This window comes from Castellaniella denitrificans (assembly GCF_042653765.1).
Taxonomy (GTDB): domain Bacteria; phylum Pseudomonadota; class Gammaproteobacteria; order Burkholderiales; family Burkholderiaceae_B; genus Castellaniella; species Castellaniella denitrificans.
Genome location: NZ_JBHSEZ010000001.1, coordinates 924,455 through 942,912 on the forward strand (window position 1 = coordinate 924,455; position 18,458 = coordinate 942,912).

Genomic DNA, 18,458 nt, shown 5'->3' on the forward strand with positions numbered 1-18,458 from the left:
TCTGCTCCAGATCCCATTCTACCCATATGACCGGCCCATTCCCCGATCCCGCCTGTGTCCTGCCGCCTCCCGAGGCCATGGCCGGCGCCCTGCGCGAAGCCCTGCCGCAGTTCCGCCAGGTGGACTGGACCGAACAGACCGGTTCGACCAACGCCGACCTGCTGGAACGCGCGCGCCGCGACGGCGGACCGCCGGACCGGCCCTGGCTGCTCGGCGCGCACCTGCAGTCCCAGGGGCGCGGACGCGCGGGGCGCACCTGGCAGAACCGCGTCGGCGCCAACCTGATGTTCTCCTGCGCCTTCGACGTCTTCCTGCCGGCCCGCCAGCTGCCGACGCTGGCGCCCCTGATCGGCATGGCGACCTGCCAGGCCCTGCGCGCGCGCCTCGGCGCCCCCCACCGCCCGCGCCTGACCATGAAGTGGCCCAACGACCTGCTCTGGGACCAGGCCAAGCTGGCCGGCATCCTGATCGAATCCACCCGCTCGGGCACCGCCCAGGCCGCCGACCATCACCTCATCATCATCGGCATGGGCCTGAACCTGGAAGACGCCCGCGCCCTGTCGCAGTCGCTGGACCGGCGCATCGCCGACTGGGCCGAAGTCGCGGTCGACGACCCCGTCGCCGCGCGCGCCACGGCCACTGACCTGGCCGCCTGCGCCGCCCGGTCCTGGTACGACGCCCTGAACGACGCCACCGCCCGGGGCTTCGCCGACCTGCCCGCCCGCTACGCGGAAGTCGACGGCCTGGCGGGCCGCATGCTGGACGTGCTCGACGACGGCCGCCTGCGGCACACGGGCGCGGCCTGCGGCATCGACGCCGACGGCCGCCTGCTGCTGCGCAACGCCGCCGGCGTCCAGGCCATCTCGGTGGGCGAGATCTCCGTGCGGCTGCAGCGATGATCCTGCTGATCGACGCCGGCAACACCCGGGTCAAGGTTTCCTGGCTGGCCCCGGGCGCGGACCGGCGCAGCGCCCCGCCCCTGATCCTGGAACACGCGGAACTGCCCGGCCTGGCCGCGCGCCTGGACTTCGCGCCGCGACGCATCCTGGGATCCAACGTCGCCGGCGGCGAAGTGCGCGAGGCCCTGGAACGCGCCTGCCGGGCCGCCTGGGGCCTGCCCGTGCGCTGGCACGACGCCCGCGACGGGCACGACCGGCTGATGAACGGCTACCGCCAGCCGGCCCGGCTGGGCGCCGACCGCTGGCTGGGCCTGCTGGGTCTGCTGCGGCACGTCCGCGACGAACCCGCCTGGCGGGCGGGCGCCCCCTGCGTCCTGGCCAGCTTCGGCACCGCCACCACGATCGACACCCTGGCCTGGCGCGCGCAGCCCGACGGCGCGTGCCGCCCCGCCTTCATCGGCGGGCTGATCCTGCCAGGGGCGGCCCTGATGGCCCGCAGCCTGTCCCAGGGCACGGCCGGCCTGCCGCTGGCCCGGGGCGAGCCCGCCGACTTCCCGACCGACACCGACGCCGCCATCGCCAGCGGCATCGCCGCCGCCCAGGCCGGCGCGCTGCTGCGCCAGCGGCGGCTGGCCGCCGACGCCTATCCCGGCACGCGGCCCTTGCTGTTCGTCAGCGGCGGCGACTGGCCGCGCGTCCAGGGAGAACTGCGGGCGGCGCTGTCCCGCGTCGATCCGGACGGGACCGACCCGCCGCGCTGGCTGGACAGCCCCGTCCTGGACGGACTGGCCAGCCTGGCGGCCTCGAACGGCTAGGCCGGCTGGCGACGCACGAAACGGCCGCCCCGCTCCGGCAGCACGCCATCGGCCTCCGTGTAGCCGAGCACCCCGTTGACCCAGACGGCCTCCACGCCCTCGCTGACCCGCATGGGATCCTCGAACGTGGCGGTGTCCCTGATGCGGTCCGGATCGAACACGACCACGTCGGCGGCCTTGCCCGCGGCCAGCACGCCCCGGTCGCCCATGCGGAAGCGCCGCGCGGACATGCCCGTCATCTTGTGCACCGCCTGCGCGAGGCTGAGCACGCCCTTCTCCCGCCAATACTGCGCCAGCACGCGCGGGAAGGCGCCCCACAGGCGCGGATGCGGGCGCTCGTCGTTGGGCAGGCCGTCCGAGCCGATCATGGACAGCGGATGGGCGATGACGCGCCGCACGTCGTCCTCGCGCATCTGGAAGTAGCAGGCATTGCCGGGCTTGAGCCGGACGCAGGCCTCGTACTCGCCCACGCCCCATCCGGCCGCGATGTCGCGCAGGTAGCGCCCCGCCGCCTCGGGATGCGGTTCGCTGCGGGTGATGAGGATGTCGATCACGCCGTCCACCAGGTCCTCCCGCAGCACGGTCGATCCCGCCGTGTAGGGATACACGTCCATCGCCAGTTCCTGCTGGCCGGCGAGCCGGTCCACCAGCGGCAGGGTCTGCAGGGTGCGGCCCCAGTTGGCCGCGCCCGCGCATTTGTGATGCGACAGCACCAGCGGCAGTCCGGCCTGTCGGGCGGTGCCCGCGGCCTCCATCATGGCCTCCAGGATGCCTTTCAGTTCGTCCCGGATGTGCGTGGCGTACACGCCGCCCCGCTCGGCGGCCACGCGGGCCACAGCGACCAGTTCCGGCACGTCGGCGGCATAGGCCTCGCGGTAGAAGACGCCGCTGGAAAGCCCCAGGGCGCCCGCGTCCATGGCCTCCCGCATGTCGGCGGCCATCGCGGCGCGCTCCTCGGCATTGGCGGGACGGTCCAGGTCGGCCACATGCTTGATGCGCAGCGCCGTATGGCCCAGCAGCGCGGCGACGTTGATGGCGGGGCGGGCGGCATCCACCGCCGCCGCATAGTCGCGCAGAGTGGTGTAGCGGTATTGCCGGTCGCCCAGCAGCGACAGGGGCGCGGGCGGACGCGGCGTGACCACCGGCGCGAGCGAGATGCCGCAGTTGCCCGCCACCACCGTCGTCACGCCCTGCGAGATCTTGGGCAGCATGTCCGGCGTGTTCAGCACGGCGGCATCGTCATGCGTGTGCACGTCGATGAAGCCGGGCGCGATCACCTTGCCCCGGCAATCATGCGTCCGGGGCCGATCGTCCATCCAGGCCCTCGCATCGGCGCGCGCGTCGCGCTCCCGCTCGGGATACACCGCGACGATGCGATCCCCCTGCAGCCACACGTCCCCCGTGAACGAGGGTTCGCCCGTGCCATCGACCACGGTGCCGCCCTTCAGCCACACTCTGCCGCTCATCGTCATTCCACCTTGCGGCGCGCCTTCGCGCCGACCGTTCCGGACCTGCTTTCCTTGCCGTCGCCATGCCGCGCCTGCACGGGCTGCTGGAACCCCATGTACTCGTAGCTGTCGAAGCCGTGTGTTTCCAGCAGGCGCTTGTATTGCTGCATGTCGCTGACCACGCGAGGCCCCAGGATCTGCGCCAGCCGCACCATCAGGATCTCGATGACCATCAGGTGCGCCAGGTAGGCTTCCGTGCCCACGCGCATCACCGCGTCCTGCGGCACCGAGACCGGCAGCAGCAGGTCGGCCAGCTCGGCCAGCGGAGTGTCGGGCTGGGTCAGCGCCACGACGGTGGCGCCATGCTCCCGGGCGAACCGCGCCGCCTCCAGGGTGTAGGGCATGCGGCCCACGTGCGAGATCACGAAGGCCACGCCGTCCTTGCCCAGGGTGGACGCCGACACCAGCTGCTGGTGCGCGTCGAAGATCGCGTTGGCCGTCAGCCCCAGGCGGAACAGGCGGCTTTGCAGTTCCTGCGTCATGAAGGACGACGCCGCGCCGACGGAATAGCAATCGATGCGCGAGGCCCGTGCCATCGCGGCGGCCACCTCGTCGATCCTCGCCGGGTCCAGACTGCGCCCCAGATGGGTCAGCGCGCTGGCGGCCGCATGGGTGATCTTGCTGATGACCGCGTCGGTGGGATCCTCGGCCTCCACGCTGCGATGCAGGTGCGAGCCCGACACCGCCAGCGTCTGCGCCAGTGCGACCATGAACTCGCGCACCGAATCGAAACCGAAGCGGCGGCACATGCGCACGATGGTGGGCATGGACACGCCGGCCTGCGCGGCCAGTTGCTCCACCGTGGCGAGCACCGCGGCGCCCGGATCCCGCAGGATCACGTCGATCACCTGGCGCTGAGCCAGCGGCAGGGCGTCCTTTTGTCGCTGCAGAAGCTGCAGGGTCAGCATCGGGGCTGTCATCGGCATGATGTCACCGGCATGATTCAGAATCGCGTCTCGATCGCGTCGACGATCGTCCAGTCATCGTCCACCACCGGCATCCAGCGCCACTTGTCGAAGGTGGTGCAGGGATGGGAAATGCCCAGCGCGACCCGGTCGCCCACGGCCGGGCCGTCCGCCGGATCGAAACGCAGGTAGGCGTGCTGGTCGTTCAGGGCGCCGATCTTCCAGGACGCGGGCGCCGCCCGCGCCGCCACGGCGCCGCGCGGCGCCCAGCGCTGGGCGGACGGCAGCTCCAGGTCGTAGGAGATGTCGCGCCGGCCGCAGGTCAGCAGCGCCAGGCCCGGCTCGGGCACGGACTGCACCAGGGCCCAGACCTCGAGCGCGGCCCGCAGCGAGTCCCGCAGGCCCCCGCGCTGCTCCACCAGCCTGAGCAGGCGCCGATAATTGCCGTGGTCGTGCGTCACGTAGCAGCCCGAGCGCAGCACGCCCAGGAACGGCCGCGCCAGGCCCGCGCCCTGCAGCAGAGGCACCACCAGATCGAAGATGGCCGAGCCGCCGGCGCTCAGGATCGGCTCGTCCGCGGGCAGCAGCCCCCGGGCGTCGCAGGCCGCGGCGATCTCGACCACGCGGCGCACGAGCTCGGTCACGGCGGGCACGTCATGCGCGCTGTCGCACTGCGCCAGCCCGCCTTCATAGCATTCGATGCCGCCCAGGCGCGCCGACGCGCTGGCATGGATGGCCCGCGCCAGTTCCAGCGCCTCGCCGGACGTCCGCGCGCCGGTGCGCTGGCCGGAGATGCCCACTTCCAGCAGCACGTCGAAGACGCGCCGGCTGCCGCGCGCGCGCGCCCAGTCCTCGATGAGGCGCAGCTGCGCGATGGAATCGACCAGGAACCACACGCGCAGGTCCTCGTGCCGGGCGAGCAGCGCGTCGAGCCCGTCCAGGTCGGCGGGCGCCGCGACCTGGTTGGCGATGAGGGCGCGGCGCAGGCCCGCCTCCAGCCCGACGGCAAGCTGGTGGATCGTCGCGAAGGTCAGTCCCCAGGCGCCGCCCCGCAATTGCAGGTCGAACAGCTGGGGCGACATCGTGGTCTTGCCGTGCGGCGCGAAAGCGATGTGGCGGCTCCGGGCATAGTCCTGCATCCAGCGCACGTTGTGCTCCAGGGCCGACCGGCGGATCACCGCCAGCGGATAGGGCAGGTCGTCCGCGAGCACGTTCCAGCCGCGCTCGGCGATCCGCGAGGCGTGCACGGGCTGCGCCGCGAGCGGAAAGCTCTTGTGGCGGTGATCGATCAGAAAATCCGGATGCATGGTGTGGTTCTCTCTCTCGTTGCGCGCGTTCACCGCGCCTTCCAGCAGGCCTGCAGATGCCCGCCGCCCACGTCGCGCAACCGCATGTCGGCCTGGGCGCAGCGGCTTTCCGCGAGCGGACAGCGGGTCCGGAACACGCAGCCGCTGGGCGGGTTCCTGGGGCTGGGCAGATCGCCCGACAGCAATGGTATCTCGTGGCGCCGGGCCGGATCGGGAATTGGGGCCGCCGCCAGCAGGGCCTGCGTGTAGGGGTGGCGCGGCCGGGCATACAGGGCTTCGGTGGACGCCACTTCGACCACGCGGCCCAGGTACAGCACCACCACGCGGTCGCACAGGTACTCCACCACGTCCAGGTCATGGGAAATGAAGAGCAGCGTCAGGTTCAGGCGCTCTTTCAGTTCGCCCAGCAGGTTCACCACCTGGGCCTGGATGGACACGTCGAGCGCCGAGAGCGGCTCGTCCGCGACGATGAACCGGGGCTCCACCGCCAGGGCGCGCGCGATGCCGATGCGCTGGCGCTGCCCGCCGGAGAACTCGTGCGGAAAGCGCTCCGCGTGCTCGGGCCGCAGGCCGACCTGCTCCAGCAGTTCCTCGATGCGCGGCTGCCGCGCCGCGCCCGGCGCCAGGCCGTGGGTGGACAGCGCCTCGCCCAGCACGTCGCGGATGCGCATGCGCGGATTCAGGCTGGCATAGGGGTCCTGGAAGATGATCTGGAGGTCGGCGCGCAGCGGGCGCAACGCGCGCTGGCCCAGGCGCGCCAGATCGACCTCCCGCGCGCCATGCCGGTAGAGCAGGCTGCCGCCGGTCGGCTCGATCAGGCGGGTGAGCATGCGGCCGATCGTGCTCTTGCCCGAACCGGACTCGCCCACCAGGCCCAGCGTTTCCCCGGGCAGGATGTCGAACGACACGTCCTGCACCGCGCGCACCGCACCGGCGCCGGCGCCGAACTGCTTGCTCAGGTTCCGGATGCGCAGCAAAGGCTCCACGGATGCATGGTCTTGCGTCATGCCGTCTCTCCCGCGCGGATGCAGCGCACCTGGCGCATCGGCCAGCGGTCCGCGTCGATCACTTCCAACGCCGGCATCGCCGCGTCGCAGGCCTCCAGGCGCCGGCCGCAGCGCGGCGCGAAGGCGCAGCCGGGCGGCGGGGCCAGGGGGCTGGACACCTGCCCCGGGATGGCGTCCAGGCGGCGGCGCGCCGCGCCGTCCACTCGCCCTGCGGCGTTTTCCTGTTCGCGCTTGCGCGCCACGCCGGGCAGGCAGCCCAGCAGGCCCCGGGTATAGGGGTGGAGCGGCGCGGCGAACAGGTCATGCACGCTGGCCGTCTCGACGATGCGGCCCGCGTACATCACGGCGATCGCATCGGCGTATTGCGCCACCACGCCCAGATTGTGCGTGATGAACAGGATGCTCATGCCCGTCTCCCGCTGCAGCCGCCCCATCAGCGCCAGGATCTGCGCCTGGATGGTGACGTCCAGCGCCGTGGTGGGCTCGTCGGCGATCAGCAGGGTCGGATCGCAGGCCATAGCCAGCGCGATCATCACGCGCTGGCGCATGCCGCCCGAAAGCTGGTGCGGATACTCGCGCACGCGCTGCGCGGCGGCGGGGATCTCCACCAGCTCCAGCATGCGCCGGGCATGCGCCATGGCGCCGGCCCTGTCCAGCCCCTTGTGCAGGCGCACCGATTCGGCGATCTGCTCGCCCACCGTCAGCACCGGATTCAGGCTGGTCATGGGCTCCTGGAAGACCATGGCCATCTCGTTGCCGCGCAGGCCGCGCAGCGACTTGTGATCGAGCCGGAGCAGATCGACGGCCCGGCCGTCGCGCAGCACGAAACGCGCCTCGCCCTCCACCCGGGCATGCGAGGTCTTGGCGTGCAGGCCCATCAGCGACAGGCTGGTGACCGATTTGCCCGAGCCGGATTCGCCCACCAGCGCCAGCGTCTGGCCGGGCATGATGCGGAAGCTGACGTCGGCCACGCTCTGGATGCGCCCCTCTTCGGTGGCGAAGGAGGTGGACAGCGAGCGCACGTCGAGCCGGGGAGCGCCCTGCGCGGGGGCATGCTCGTGAGTCGTCATGATTTCTGCTTCAGTTTCGGATCGAGCAGGTCGCGCACGCCATCGCCCAGCAGCTGCAGCGACAGGGCGGTGAGCACGATGGCGATGCCGGGCGCCAGGATGGTCCAGAAGGCCTGGTCGGCGTACTGCAGGCTGCCCGTGATCATGGTGCCCCAGGTGGGAATCTCGGGCGGCACGCCCACGCCGAGGAAGGACAGCCCCGCCTCGGCCAGGATCGCGTAGGCGAAGATGAAGGTCACCTGCACCAGCACCGGCGAGAGCAGATTGGGCAGGATGTGGCGCCACAGGATCATCGGCGTGCGCACGCCCAGGGCCTTGGCGGCGTCGACGAACAGCAGCTCGCGCAGCACCAGGGTGGAGGCGCGCACCACGCGCGCCACGCGCGGCGTATAGACGATGACCAGCGCCAGGATCACGTTCCACAGCGACGCCCCCAGGATCGACACCAGGGCGATGCCCAGCAGGATGTCGGGGAAGGCCATCATCGCGTCCACCAGGCGCATCAGCGGCGCGTCCAGCCGGCGGAAGTATCCCGCCAGCATCCCCAGCAAGGTGCCCAGCACCACCGCGCCCAGGGCCGTGAAAAACCCGATCATCAACGAATAGCGGGCGCCGTAGACGATGCGCAGCATGACGTCGCGGCCCAGTTCGTCGCTGCCCGCCCAATACGTCCACGAGGGCGGCTGCAGCCGCATGCCGATGTTCATGTCGCCGGGATCGGCGCTGGTCAGCATGGGGTAGAACACCGCCGCGGACACGGTCAGCAGCAGCACGACGGCGGAGGCCAGCACGATCCGGCGGGAAAACAGCCGCCGCAGGGTCCTCGCCCGGCGCGCGCGCGGCCCGCCCGCGGGCCTGCCGGCCGACGGAGCCGCCGGAGCGGCGCAGGACGGCGCGCTCATTGCCCGCCCTCCAGCCGGATGCGGGGATCGACCACGGTATAGAGCAGGTCGATCGCCAGGTTGATGAACACATAGATCGCGGCGATCACCAGCAAAGTGCCCTGGATCACGGGGTAGTCGCGGCGCAGCACCGCGCGCACCACCAGATTGCCCACGCCGGGCAGGTTGAAGACGGTCTCCGTCACCACCGTGCCGCCGATCATCAGCGCCAGGGTCAGCCCCAGCACGGTGACGATGGGCACCAGCGCATTGCGCAGCACGTGCCTGAGGAGCACCACGCCCTCGGACAGGCCCTTGGCGCGCGCGGTGCGTACGTAATCCTCGCCCAGGATGTCGAGCACCGAGGCGCGCGTGAAGCGGATCACCAGCGCCGAATTGAGCACCCCCAGCACGATGGCCGGCAGGAGCAGGTGCTGGACGCGGTCGCCCAGCGGCGCCCCCGGATCGCCATAGCCCGAGGCCGGGAACCAGCCCAGGTGCACGGCGAAGACCTGGATCAGGATCAGGCCGAACCAGAAGCTGGGAATGCTGGCGCCCAGCATGGCCACGGTGCTGACGATCTGGTCGGCCCGGCTGCCGCGCCACACGGCGGCCGCCATCCCGCAGGGCACGCCGATGCCCGCCGCGATCGCCACCGAGAACAGCGCGAGGAACGCGGTCGGCTCGGCCCGCCCGGCCAGCGCCTGCAGCACCGGCATCTGCAGGAAGATCGACTGCCCCAGGTTGCCGCGCAGCACCTGGCCGACCCACAGCGCGAACTGCGTGATCAGCGGCTGGTCCAGCCCGTACTGCACGCGCGCGGCGGCGATGTCGGCGGCCGTGGCCTGGTCGCCCAGCAGCAGGGCCACCGGGTCGCCCGAGGCCAGGCGGGTGAGCAGGAACACCAGCACGGCGACGATGGTCAGCACCAGCGCCGCGCCGCCCAGGCGCTTGAGCAGGAAATGCAGCATGATGGCCCCCGCGTCCGCCTTACCTGGCGGCGAGCGAGGTGTTCCAGAAGAACGGCCAGATGGCCGGCGTATAGCCTTGCAGGCTGGCCGAGCGGGCCGACAGCCCGTTGAACCGGCCCACCTCCACGAACGGCACCTCGTGATACACCAGTTCCTGCACCTTGCCCCACAGCGGCCCGCGCTTGGTCACGTCCGGCTCGCTGTTGAAGGCCGCCAGCGCCGCTTTCTTGGCGTCGGTATCCCACCAGCCGGGCGCGCCGTCGCCCAGTTGCGGCGGCGACAGCATGGGCTCGGGAAACTGCCCCGAGTGCGTCACGTAAACGTCCCACAGCTTGGGATCGTTGCGGCGCTGCACCAGCGTCGCCCAGTCCACCACCATCAGATCGGTCTTGAAGCCGGCGCGCTTGAGGTGCTCGGCCATCACCAGCGCCATGTTGTAGTGGAACTCGTACTGGCGGCTGACCATGATGCGGACCGGCTCGGCCTTGTAGCCGGCCTTGGCGGCCTGCTCCTTGGCCAGCTTCGGGTTCTTCTGGTTGTAGAGATCGGCGCCCGCGTCGGAATAGTACGGCGTGCCCTTGGGGAAGAAATTGGGCTCGGCGATGAAAAAGCGCTTGTCGCCAAAACCGGCCTGCAGCATCTCGGCCTCGCCCATCGCGGTCTGCACCGCCTGGCGCATCGCCTGGCTGGCCAGCACGCCTTCCTTGGTGTTGAACACGATATAGGGAAAGCCGAAGTTCTTCGTCAGGATCGGCACCACGGCGGGCCCGGCCTTGTCCAGGCGGCCCATCGACTCGACCTGCAGCAGGTCGGCGTAATGGAACTGGCCGGCGAGCACGCCCTCCAGGCGCGTCGTCGCATTGGGCACCGGCACGAAGCGCAGTTCGTCGAGCAGCGCTTCCCGCTTGCCGGCGTAGCCGCTGGCGGGCTCGGAGCGCGCCGCGTACTGGTCGAAGCGCGCGAGCACCGTGTACTGGTCGGGCTTGCGCTCCTTGAGCCGGTAGGGTCCGGTGCCGACGATTTCCGTGAGCGGACTGGCGATCGATTCCTTGGGCATGACGCCGGCCATGCCGCTGGGCATGGCCAGGTGCGCCAGCAGCGGCGCATAGAGGGTCTTGAGCTGGATTTCCACCGCCAGCGGACCCTTGGCGGCGATCCCGGCCACGACCTGCCCCACGGCCTTGCCGCGCGCGGACACCTCCATCCAGCGCCGCAGGGAGGCCACCACGTCGTCGGCGCCCATGTCCTTGCCATTGTGGAACTTCACGCCCCGGCGCAGCGCGATGGAGTAGACCTTGCCGTCGTCCGAAATGGCGGGCATGGCCTCGGCCAGCATGGGCTGGATGTTCCACTGCGCATCGAAAGTGTAGAGCGGCTCGTACACGTGCTGCATCACGGTGCCCACCAGATCGGTCGGCGTGGCCATCGGATCCAGGCTCTGCGGCTCGCCGATCATGGCCAGGTTGGCCGCGCCGCCCCGCGTACCTTCCAGCGCCCACGCGGCTTCCAGGGGCAGGCTCATACAGCCGGCCCCCAGCAAGGCGGAAACCAGCAGGCGACGACGCGTCATTTGCGGAAACAGGGGATGTGCGTTCATGGTGCAGGCGCCTTCCATCGAGTCAGACGATTGAGGAAAATAAATTACATCCACAGCAGATAAAAACCGTTCTATTATTTAAAAAAGTGTTTTTTCGTGCCGTTGATGTAATGTTCTTACAGAACAGGAGCTGATGTCATGCCGGTAATTACCCTAGGTCAATCCCCCGTCGCGTCCGACCGCCTGGCGCGCCCGCTCTCGCCCGCCGTGCGCGCGGGCGATTTCGTCTTCGTTTCAGGCACCGTGCCCACCGACGACCAGGGCCAGGTCGTGCCGGGCGGCATCGAGGCGCAGACCCGCCAGGTGTTCAAGCGCCTGGAAGACGCGCTGGCGCTGGCGGGCTGCACTCTGCGGGACGTCGCCAAGGTCAACGTGTGGCTCGACGACGCGCGCGATTTCGGCAGCTTCAACCGCGTGTACATGGAATGCTTCGGCGATCATCGCCCCGCCCGCTCCACGGTGGAATCGCGCCTGATGATCGACGCCAAGGTCGAGATCGACGTGACGGCCTACAAGCCGCTGTAGGCCCTTCATCCGCATCCCGTCTCTCCCCATGTCCGACACGCCGACGCCGCGGCCGCGCGGCCCGCAGGACGCCCGCCCCCGCCTGCTCGCCATCGACTGGGGCACCACCTCGCTGCGCGGCGCGCTGATCGACGCGCGCGGCCGGATCGCCGCGCGGCGCGCACTGCCGCACGGCATCCTGCAAGTGGCGCCGGGCGACTTCGCCGCCGCCTTCGAGCGGCACTTCGGCGACTGGCTCGGACAGGCGCCCGACCTGTGCCTGCTCTCGGGCATGGTCGGCAGCCGCCAGGGCTGGCGGGAGGCGCCCTACTGCCCCTGCCCCGCCGGCTTCGACGCGCTGTGCCGGGCGCTGTCCTGGCTGCCCGCCGTGAACGGCGTACCCCTGGCCATCGTGCCCGGCATGAGCCTGGTCCCGCCCGGCGGCGTGGACCCCGTCGCCGCCGTGCCGGACGTGATGCGCGGCGAGGAGATCCAGGTGATCGGCGCACTGCGGCTCATGCGGCGTCGGGACGGCCTGCTGGTGCTGCCGGGCACGCACAGCAAATGGGTGCGCGCGCAGGACGGCGCCATCGCCCGCTTCAGGACCTTCATGACGGGCGAGCTGTTCGCCCTGCTCACCCGGCACTCCATCCTGAGCAGGACGGTGGACGGCCAGGCGCCGCTGGACGAGGCCGCCTTCGCGCAAGGCGTGCGGCGCGGCCTGCGGGACGAGGCGCTCGGCCACCTGCTGTTCGGCGTGCGCGCGCTCGGCCTGTTCGACGCGCTGGACCCTGCGCAGGCGTCCAGCCATCTCTCGGGCCTGCTGATCGGCCAGGAACTGCGCGACATGCGGCCCGCCGCCGGGGACACGGTCGCGCTGATCGGCAACGACGCGCTGGCCCTGCGCTACCGCCTGGCCCTGGCGCAGCTATCCTGCGACACGGTGGTCTTCGGCGACGAGGCCACCTGGGCAGGCCACCAGGCCATTTACGAACATTGGATGGAGACCGCCGCATGACCACCGCTCACACACCGCACCGGCGCTATGCCGAACTCAAGGCCCGCCTGCCGCTGATCGCCATCCTGCGCGGCCTGCGGCCTTCCGAGGCCGTCGACATCGGCCAGGCGCTGCACGACGCCGGTTTCTCGCTGTGGGAAGTGCCGCTGAACTCGCCCGATCCGCTGGCCAGCATCGCGGCCCTGCGCGCCGCCTTCCCCGACGCGCTGGTGGGTGCGGGCACCGTGCTCACTCCGCAGCAGGCGCGCGACGTGCACGCCGCCGGCGGGCAACTGGTCATCTCGCCCAACTGCGATCCGGAAGTGATCGCCGAGACCATCGGGCTCGGCATGGTCAGCCTGCCCGGCATCCTGACGCCGACCGAGGCCTTCACGGCGCTCGCGCATGGCGCGCACGGGCTCAAGCTCTTTCCCGCCGAGCTGGCCTCGCCCGCCGTCGTCAAGGCCTTGCTGGCCGTGCTGCCCCGGGGGTGCGACCTGTTCCCCGTGGGCGGGATCTCCGCCGGGACGATGGGGCCCTGGATCGCGGCGGGAGCCACGGGGTTCGGGATCGGTTCTTCGCTGTACAAGCCCGGGAAGAGCGCGCAGGCGGTCCGGGCGGACGCGCTGGCCTTCGCGCGGGCATGGAAGGCGCCGCGGGCGGCTTGAAGACGCGCCGGCACGCACGCCGCCAGGATGCGGCGGCCCGGAGACCCGCTGATATACTGGCGACGTTCCTTTTTTCCATCCGGGCCGACGCATGCGTTTCCTGCTGACCCTCGCCGTCATCGCCAACCTGGCGCTGCTGGCCTACGGACAAGGCTTCTTCGGCCCGCCGCCGGCCGAGCAGGGGCGCACGCCCCGGCCGCTGTCGCAGCGCAATCAGCAGGCCCTGGTCCTGGGCGCACCCATTCCTCCTGTCTTCACCCCCTGATGAAACCGATCCGCAAAGCCGTCTTCCCCGTCGCGGGTCTGGGCACCCGCTTCCTGCCGGCCACCAAGGCCATGCCCAAGGAAATGCTGCCGGTCATCGACAAGCCCCTGATCCAGTACGCCGTCGAGGAAGCACTGGCCGCCGGCATCACGGAACTGATCTTCGTCACGGGCCGCCACAAGCGAGCCATCGAGGATCACTTCGACCGCATGCCCGAGCTCGAAGCCGAACTGGAATCCAAGGGCAAGCAGGCCTTGCTGGAGACGATCAGCACGATCCTGCCGCCGCACGTCCACTGCATCTACACCCGCCAGGCCCAGCCGCTGGGCCTGGGCCACGCCGTGCTGTGCGCCGAGCCCATCGTCGGCAACGAGCCCTTCGCCGTGCTGCTGGCCGACGACCTGCTGGACGCCGGCACCTCCGTCACGCGCCAGTTGGTGGACGCCGCCCACCAGCACGACGGCAGCGTGCTCGCCATCCAGACCATCGACCCGGCCGATTCCCGCAAATACGGCATGATCGCCGGCACGGCCATCGACGCGCGCAACACACGGGTCGAGCGGATCGTGGAAAAGCCCGAACCGCGGGACGCGCCCTCGGACCAGGCCGTCGTGGGCCGGTACATCCTGGAACCCGAGATCTTCGACCACCTGCGCCGCACCCGGGCCGGGGTCGGCAGCGAGATCCAGCTGACCGACGCCATCGCCGACCTGCTCAAGCAGCGCCGCGTGCTGGCCCACCGCTACGACGGCACCCGCTACGACTGCGGCAGCAAGGAAGGCTTCTTCCAGGCGACGATCGCGCTGGGCAGGAAGTACCACGGGCTGGAACCGGCCTGAGCCGCCGGGCCGGTTCGCACGCTGGATTCAGGCCAGGAGCCGCCCGGCCATGCGCCGGGACGCCGCCTCAGGTCCCGGGCGGGCGCCGCGGCGTCCGCGCCAGCAAGTCCTCGATCCCGTCCACCACGCGCGCCACCGCGCCGGCATGCTGCCGGACCCAGTCCCGGGCGGCCTCGCCCATGCGGTTCAGGCCGGCGGGATCGTCCAGCCACCGCAAGGCCTGGCGCACCGCCTGGGCCGGATCGGCCGCCCGCGCGATGGCGCCGGCGGCCAGGGCGTCGCCGACCGCCTGCTCGAAATGGGCCGTGTGCGGCCCCACCAGGACCGGCCGCCCCTGGGCGCTGGCCTCGATGAAGTTCTGCCCCCCCAGCGGCGCGAAGCTGCCGCCCACGATCGCCACCTGCGCGCAGGCGTAGTACCAGGCCATTTCGCCCAGCGTGTCGCCCAGGATGACGGCGGCGTCCCGGCACGCCTCGACGGCCGTGCTGCCGTCGCCGCCCAGTTCCAGCAGACGGCTGCGCCGCACGTGGGACAGGCCGGCGGCCCGCAGCAGGGCGGCGGCGGCATCGAAGCGCTCGGGATGGCGCGGCACCAGGATGAACAGCAGCGGCCGGTCCGAATCGTCGCTCCGGGCGCGCCGCTGTTCGAGCTCGCGGCGGATGGCCTCGACGAAGGGCGCGTCCTCGCCTTCGCGGGTGCTGGCGATGACCACGATCCGCCGGCCCAGCCGGGCGGCGAACCCCGCGCCCCGGTCCATCCGTTCGCGGTCGAGCCGCAGGTCGAACTTGAAATTGCCCGACACGGCGACCTGCCGCGCGCCGGCCCGCTCCAGCCGCCGGGCGTCGGCCAGCGACTGGGCGTAGGTGCGCGTCAGCGCACCGTAGGCGGGCCGCAGCAGCGCGCCCAGCCGCAGCGTGACGCGCAGAGAGGCCGCCGACATGCGGGCGCTGGCCAGCACCAGCGGCACCCCGGCGCGCCCGGCGGCATGCACCAGGTTGGGCCAGACCTCGCGTTCGATCAGGACCCCGACCGCCGGACGGTGATGCCGCATGAAGCGGCGCGTCGCCCCCGGAAAGTCGTAGGGCAGCCAGTCCTGGCGCAGCCGGCCGTCGGCCAGTTCCGCCGCATAGACGCGCCGGCCTTCGGCCCGGCCGGTCGCCGTCAGGTGTGTCAGCAGCACGCGATGCCCGCGATCCAGCAGCGCCCGGATCAGCGGGTGGGCGGCCCGGGTCTCGCCCAGGCTGACCGCATGGACCCAGATGGCGCCGGGATCGCTCGCGGCCCGTCCGTAGCGGCCGAAACGCGCGGCGCCCAGCACCGACCACCGGCCGCCCGCGCGGCGGGCGCGCAGGGCCATCCAGCCCAGCAGCAGGGGGGACAGGATTCGCAGCAGCAGGGAATAGAGTCCGCGCATCAGGCGCTCCCGCGCGACCGAGCCGCTCCCGGCACGCCGCTCACTCGGCCCCGCCCATCGGGGCGGGGGAATCCGCCCGGGGCGGGTCGGCGCGGGCCTCGTCCAGGGCCTCGGCGATCGCGGCCCGCACGCGGCCGGCGTCGGGCGCCTGGCCGCGCTCGCCCAGGCTGGCGGTGTAGGCCGGCCCCTGCAGCGGCGTGCGCACCGGGGTCGAGGCCTTGTAGATGCCGATGGTCGGGCGGCCCAGGCCGGCGCTCAGGTGCGTCAGGCCGCTGTCCAGGCCCACCATGATCCGCGCCCGGGCGAGCTGGTCCGCCACCTGGCGCAGGCCCATGCGGGGCAGGACGGCCGCGTCCGCCCGCCCCCGGATCAGTTCGCGCGCGCGCGCCTGCTCAGTCTCGTTGCCGGCCAGCAGCCGCAGCGCCAGGCCGCGCCCCTGCAGGTCGTCGAAGACCTCCCGCCAGTCGGCGTCCGGCCAGAGCTTGTCGTCGCGGCTGGCCGAGGGCATGATCAGGGCGGCCGGTTCGACCGCCACCCCGTCGGTCAGGGCGCCCAGGCCGAAGTCGGGCGGGCCTTCGACCGCGTAGCCGAACGCGGCCGCGGCCAGGGTCCGCTGGCGGACGATGGCGGGCTGCCAGAATTCCACCCGGTGGCGCACGTCGTAGAACAGCGAGGCCAGCGGTTCGCGCGCGGACTTCCAGTCCAGGCCGTGGCGCACGCCGCGCGCCTGGCGGACCAGCCAGATGGATTTCATCAGGGCCTGCATGTCCAGGACGACGTCGTAGCGGCGCGCGCCCAGGGTGGCGCGCAGGGCGGCGCGCTCGCGGCGCGTGTCGGCCGCCCACCAGTGCCTGCGCCAGCGCCGGTGCGCGACCGGGATGACTTCGCGCACGGCCGGGTGCCAGGACGGGATTTCGGCGAAGGCTTCCTCGGCCAGCCAGTCGATCGAGGCGTCCGGCACGTGCCGGGCGATGTCGCTGATGGCGGGCAGCATGTGCACCAGGTCCCCGAGCGAGGACGTGCGTACGATGAGGATGCGGGTCGTCATGGCGCGATTATAGGGCCGCCCATGACGCCGGGAAGGAGCGCCGCGAGGGCGTGCTACGATCGGAACACACCCCGCCGCCCGCGCCGGCCGGCCCCCCGGACGGCTGGACGCGCACCCCGCGCGGCCCGCTGGAGACCCACCGATGACCTGTTACGCCCTGGGGGACCTGACCCCGCACATCGATCCGTCCGCCTTCGTGGCGGCCGAAGCCACCCTGATCGGCGCCGTCACGCTGGAGGCCGGCGTCAGCGTCTGGCCCGGCGCCGTGATCCGCGCCGACAACGAGCCCATCGTCGTCGGCGAGAACACCAGCATCCAGGAAGGCGCCGTGCTGCACGTGGACGCCGGCAAGCCGCTGCGCATCGGCCGCAACGTCACCGTGGGCCACCAGGCCATGCTGCACGGCTGCACGGTGGAGGACGGCGCGCTGATCGGCATCCAGGCCGTGGTCCTGAACGGCGCCGTGATCGGCCGCCACAGCCTGGTCGGCGCCGGCGCGCTGGTCACCGAAGGCAAGACCTTCCCGGAACGGTCCCTGATCCTGGGCTCGCCGGCCAAGGCGGTGCGCACCCTCGGCAACGGGGAAGTCGCCGGCCTGGAAGACAGCGCCCGCCACTACGTCGAGCGCGGGCGGCAGTACCGCGAGACGCTGCGCCCGCTGTAGCGCCCGGCGCGGCGCCCCGCAGCGCTACGTTCGCTGCAGGCCGCGATACAGGCTTTCGTAGCGCGCCACCATGGCGGGCACGGCATATTCCCGCGCCGCCATCTCCCGCGCCCGCTCGCCCATGGCCCGGGCGGCCTCCGGATGGTCCAGGACCCAAGCCACGCGCCGCGCCAGGGCCGCGGCGTCGCCCGCCGGCGCCAGCAGGCCCCGGTCGGGCGCCAGGATCTCGCGATGCCCGCCCACGTCCGTGGCGACCACCGGCAGCCCGGCCAGGCAGGCGTCCAGCACGCTGGTGCCCAGGGCTTCGAAGCGCGAACTGCTGACATAGGCCTCGGCCAGCGCCAGCGCGTCGGCCACGCGGGGCTGGAAGCCGGCGAAACGGTAGTGATCCTCCAGGCCCAGTTCGGCCACGCGCGCGCGCGCCGCGCCGGCGGCCGCGCCATCGGCGCCGCAATGCAGGCACAGCACGTCCGGGTGGTCGCGGCGCAGGACCGCAACCGCCTCGATCAGGGTGAGCGGGTCCTTTTCCGGGCTGAGTGCCGCCGCCGTGACCAGCACGCGCCGCCCCTCCAGGCCGAAGCGCGTCCGCAGTTCGCGCATGCCTTCGGGATCGGCCGGCATGGCCTCGACCGCGCTGGGAATGACGGTCACGGACAGGCCCAAGGCCCGGGGCGCCGCCGCCGCGGCCTCGCTGATCGCCACCAGCGCGTCGGCGCGCGCCCATTTCCAGCGATGGCGGCCCGCCGCGCCCGAGTCATCGAACGCCGTGCGGCGCGTGAACACCAGCGCGGCGCGCAACAGCGGCCGCAACGCCGCCAGCAGGCTCATGGCCTGGGCCGTCTGCGCGTGCAGCACGTCGTAGCGCCAGCCCGCCGTCAGCAGGACGAGCGCCAGGCCCGGGGCGCCGCCGCAGCCGAGCACCGGGATGCCCTCGGCGGCGGCGCGCTCGGCCAGCGGCCCGCCCGCGCGTGCCGCCAGGGCGACCTCGTGGCCGCCCGCGCGCAGGCCGCGCAGGGTCAGCAGGGTCTGGCGTTCGCCGCCCCGCCAGCCCTTTTCCAGGTTCAGATGCAGGATGCGCATGCAAGTCCGGACAACGCGC

The 18,458-nt window shown here is 72.0% G+C and carries 19 protein-coding genes; 8 read left to right on the forward strand and 11 right to left on the reverse strand.

What is annotated here, in order from left to right:
* Window positions 1-26: 26 nt before the first annotated feature.
* Both ACFO27_RS04360 and ACFO27_RS04365 read left to right on the forward strand, forming a co-directional pair.
* On the forward strand, window positions 27-899 hold the full coding sequence (locus ACFO27_RS04360; RefSeq protein WP_376816174.1) for a biotin--[acetyl-CoA-carboxylase] ligase: 873 nt from the start codon (window positions 27-29) through the stop codon (window positions 897-899).
* Window positions 896-1,714, forward strand: a complete 819-nt coding sequence (locus tag ACFO27_RS04365; protein ID WP_376816175.1) for a type III pantothenate kinase — start codon at window positions 896-898, stop codon at window positions 1,712-1,714. The genes ACFO27_RS04360 and ACFO27_RS04365 overlap by 4 nt, the downstream gene beginning before the upstream one ends.
* Here ACFO27_RS04365 and ACFO27_RS04370 read toward each other — a convergent pair.
* The 8 genes from ACFO27_RS04370 to ACFO27_RS04405 are packed head-to-tail and all read right to left on the reverse strand — an operon-like array spanning window position 1,711 to window position 10,960.
* The gene (locus tag ACFO27_RS04370; protein ID WP_376816176.1) at window positions 1,711-3,180 is read right to left on the reverse strand and encodes an N-acyl-D-amino-acid deacylase family protein; all 1,470 of its coding nucleotides are present in this window, start codon (window positions 3,178-3,180) and stop codon (window positions 1,711-1,713) included. The genes ACFO27_RS04365 and ACFO27_RS04370 overlap by 4 nt on opposite strands.
* Window positions 3,181-3,182: 2 nt before the next feature.
* Window positions 3,183-4,148, reverse strand: coding sequence for a MurR/RpiR family transcriptional regulator (locus ACFO27_RS04375; RefSeq protein WP_376816177.1), 966 nt, complete (start codon window positions 4,146-4,148; stop codon window positions 3,183-3,185).
* A 17-nt stretch (window positions 4,149-4,165) separates the two neighbouring features.
* Window positions 4,166-5,434 (reverse strand): amino acid deaminase, encoded by a 1,269-nt coding sequence (locus ACFO27_RS04380; protein ID WP_376816178.1) that lies wholly within the window; start codon window positions 5,432-5,434, stop codon window positions 4,166-4,168.
* A gap of 29 nt (window positions 5,435-5,463) precedes the next feature.
* Window positions 5,464-6,441, reverse strand: a complete 978-nt coding sequence (locus ACFO27_RS04385; RefSeq protein WP_376816179.1) for an ABC transporter ATP-binding protein — start codon at window positions 6,439-6,441, stop codon at window positions 5,464-5,466.
* Complete coding sequence (locus ACFO27_RS04390; protein ID WP_376816180.1) at window positions 6,438-7,511, reverse strand: ABC transporter ATP-binding protein; 1,074 nt, start codon at window positions 7,509-7,511, stop codon at window positions 6,438-6,440. The genes ACFO27_RS04385 and ACFO27_RS04390 overlap by 4 nt, the downstream gene beginning before the upstream one ends.
* Window positions 7,508-8,413, reverse strand: coding sequence for an ABC transporter permease (locus ACFO27_RS04395; protein WP_376816181.1), 906 nt, complete (start codon window positions 8,411-8,413; stop codon window positions 7,508-7,510). Before ACFO27_RS04395 ends, ACFO27_RS04390 begins: the two co-directional genes overlap by 4 nt.
* Window positions 8,410-9,363 (reverse strand): ABC transporter permease, encoded by a 954-nt coding sequence (locus ACFO27_RS04400; RefSeq protein WP_376816182.1) that lies wholly within the window; start codon window positions 9,361-9,363, stop codon window positions 8,410-8,412. Before ACFO27_RS04400 ends, ACFO27_RS04395 begins: the two co-directional genes overlap by 4 nt.
* A gap of 19 nt (window positions 9,364-9,382) precedes the next feature.
* Window positions 9,383-10,960: an ABC transporter substrate-binding protein gene (locus ACFO27_RS04405; RefSeq protein ID WP_376816183.1), complete on the reverse strand. Its 1,578-nt coding sequence runs from the start codon at window positions 10,958-10,960 to the stop codon at window positions 9,383-9,385.
* 138 nt (window positions 10,961-11,098) lie between these two features.
* Between ACFO27_RS04405 and ACFO27_RS04410 the strand changes: the two genes are divergently transcribed.
* The 5 genes from ACFO27_RS04410 to galU all read left to right on the forward strand — a co-directional run bounded on the left by ACFO27_RS04410 (window position 11,099) and on the right by galU (window position 14,233).
* Entirely contained in the window at window positions 11,099-11,485 is a 387-nt protein-coding gene (locus ACFO27_RS04410) for a RidA family protein (RefSeq protein WP_323025247.1), read from the forward strand.
* Window positions 11,486-11,513: 28 nt separating this feature from the next.
* Window positions 11,514-12,482, forward strand: coding sequence for a 2-dehydro-3-deoxygalactonokinase (locus ACFO27_RS04415; RefSeq protein WP_376816184.1), 969 nt, complete (start codon window positions 11,514-11,516; stop codon window positions 12,480-12,482).
* A complete protein-coding gene (locus ACFO27_RS04420; protein ID WP_376816185.1) occupies window positions 12,479-13,129 on the forward strand; it encodes a 2-dehydro-3-deoxy-6-phosphogalactonate aldolase in 651 nt (216 codons plus the stop codon). The genes ACFO27_RS04415 and ACFO27_RS04420 overlap by 4 nt, the downstream gene beginning before the upstream one ends.
* Window positions 13,130-13,220: 91 nt before the next feature.
* Window positions 13,221-13,394, forward strand: a complete 174-nt coding sequence (locus ACFO27_RS04425; RefSeq protein WP_376816186.1) for a hypothetical protein — start codon at window positions 13,221-13,223, stop codon at window positions 13,392-13,394.
* On the forward strand, window positions 13,394-14,233 hold the full coding sequence (gene galU / locus ACFO27_RS04430; RefSeq protein ID WP_376816187.1) for a UTP--glucose-1-phosphate uridylyltransferase GalU: 840 nt from the start codon (window positions 13,394-13,396) through the stop codon (window positions 14,231-14,233). The genes ACFO27_RS04425 and galU overlap by 1 nt, the downstream gene beginning before the upstream one ends.
* 67 nt (window positions 14,234-14,300) lie before the next feature.
* Here the strand turns inward: galU and ACFO27_RS04435 are convergent, their stop codons facing one another.
* On the reverse strand, window positions 14,301-15,647 hold the full coding sequence (locus ACFO27_RS04435) for a 3-deoxy-D-manno-octulosonic acid transferase (RefSeq protein WP_376816188.1): 1,347 nt from the start codon (window positions 15,645-15,647) through the stop codon (window positions 14,301-14,303).
* Window positions 15,648-15,687: 40 nt separating this feature from the next.
* Window positions 15,688-16,695, reverse strand: coding sequence for a lipopolysaccharide heptosyltransferase I (waaC, locus tag ACFO27_RS04440; protein ID WP_376816189.1), 1,008 nt, complete (start codon window positions 16,693-16,695; stop codon window positions 15,688-15,690).
* A gap of 142 nt (window positions 16,696-16,837) precedes the next feature.
* Here waaC and ACFO27_RS04445 point away from each other — a divergent pair, with 142 nt between their 5' ends.
* On the forward strand, window positions 16,838-17,359 hold the full coding sequence (locus tag ACFO27_RS04445; protein ID WP_376816190.1) for a gamma carbonic anhydrase family protein: 522 nt from the start codon (window positions 16,838-16,840) through the stop codon (window positions 17,357-17,359).
* 24 nt (window positions 17,360-17,383) lie between these two features.
* Here the strand turns inward: ACFO27_RS04445 and ACFO27_RS04450 are convergent, their stop codons facing one another.
* Entirely contained in the window at window positions 17,384-18,439 is a 1,056-nt protein-coding gene (locus ACFO27_RS04450; RefSeq protein ID WP_376816191.1) for a glycosyltransferase family 4 protein, read from the reverse strand.
* Window positions 18,440-18,458 lie beyond the last annotated feature (19 nt).

Bases quoted from the DNA above. Each gene is read 5' to 3' on its own strand.
- ACFO27_RS04360 (WP_376816174.1), top strand. From the start codon at position 27: ATGACCGGCCCATTCCCCGATCCCGCCTGTGTCCTGCCGCCTCCCGAG.
- ACFO27_RS04365 (WP_376816175.1), top strand. From the start codon at position 896: ATGATCCTGCTGATCGACGCCGGCAACACCCGGGTCAAGGTTTCCTGG.
- ACFO27_RS04370 (WP_376816176.1), bottom strand. From the start codon at position 3,180: ATGAGCGGCAGAGTGTGGCTGAAGGGCGGCACCGTGGTCGATGGCACG.
- ACFO27_RS04375 (WP_376816177.1), bottom strand. From the start codon at position 4,148: ATGCCGATGACAGCCCCGATGCTGACCCTGCAGCTTCTGCAGCGACAA.
- ACFO27_RS04380 (WP_376816178.1), bottom strand. From the start codon at position 5,434: ATGCATCCGGATTTTCTGATCGATCACCGCCACAAGAGCTTTCCGCTC.
- ACFO27_RS04385 (WP_376816179.1), bottom strand. From the start codon at position 6,441: ATGACGCAAGACCATGCATCCGTGGAGCCTTTGCTGCGCATCCGGAAC.
- ACFO27_RS04390 (WP_376816180.1), bottom strand. From the start codon at position 7,511: ATGACGACTCACGAGCATGCCCCCGCGCAGGGCGCTCCCCGGCTCGAC.
- ACFO27_RS04395 (WP_376816181.1), bottom strand. From the start codon at position 8,413: ATGAGCGCGCCGTCCTGCGCCGCTCCGGCGGCTCCGTCGGCCGGCAGG.
- ACFO27_RS04400 (WP_376816182.1), bottom strand. From the start codon at position 9,363: ATGCTGCATTTCCTGCTCAAGCGCCTGGGCGGCGCGGCGCTGGTGCTG.
- ACFO27_RS04405 (WP_376816183.1), bottom strand. From the start codon at position 10,960: ATGAACGCACATCCCCTGTTTCCGCAAATGACGCGTCGTCGCCTGCTG.
- ACFO27_RS04410 (WP_323025247.1), top strand. From the start codon at position 11,099: ATGCCGGTAATTACCCTAGGTCAATCCCCCGTCGCGTCCGACCGCCTG.
- ACFO27_RS04415 (WP_376816184.1), top strand. From the start codon at position 11,514: ATGTCCGACACGCCGACGCCGCGGCCGCGCGGCCCGCAGGACGCCCGC.
- ACFO27_RS04420 (WP_376816185.1), top strand. From the start codon at position 12,479: ATGACCACCGCTCACACACCGCACCGGCGCTATGCCGAACTCAAGGCC.
- ACFO27_RS04425 (WP_376816186.1), top strand. From the start codon at position 13,221: ATGCGTTTCCTGCTGACCCTCGCCGTCATCGCCAACCTGGCGCTGCTG.
- galU (WP_376816187.1), top strand. From the start codon at position 13,394: ATGAAACCGATCCGCAAAGCCGTCTTCCCCGTCGCGGGTCTGGGCACC.
- ACFO27_RS04435 (WP_376816188.1), bottom strand. From the start codon at position 15,647: ATGCGCGGACTCTATTCCCTGCTGCTGCGAATCCTGTCCCCCCTGCTG.
- waaC (WP_376816189.1), bottom strand. From the start codon at position 16,695: ATGACGACCCGCATCCTCATCGTACGCACGTCCTCGCTCGGGGACCTG.
- ACFO27_RS04445 (WP_376816190.1), top strand. From the start codon at position 16,838: ATGACCTGTTACGCCCTGGGGGACCTGACCCCGCACATCGATCCGTCC.
- ACFO27_RS04450 (WP_376816191.1), bottom strand. From the start codon at position 18,439: ATGCGCATCCTGCATCTGAACCTGGAAAAGGGCTGGCGGGGCGGCGAA.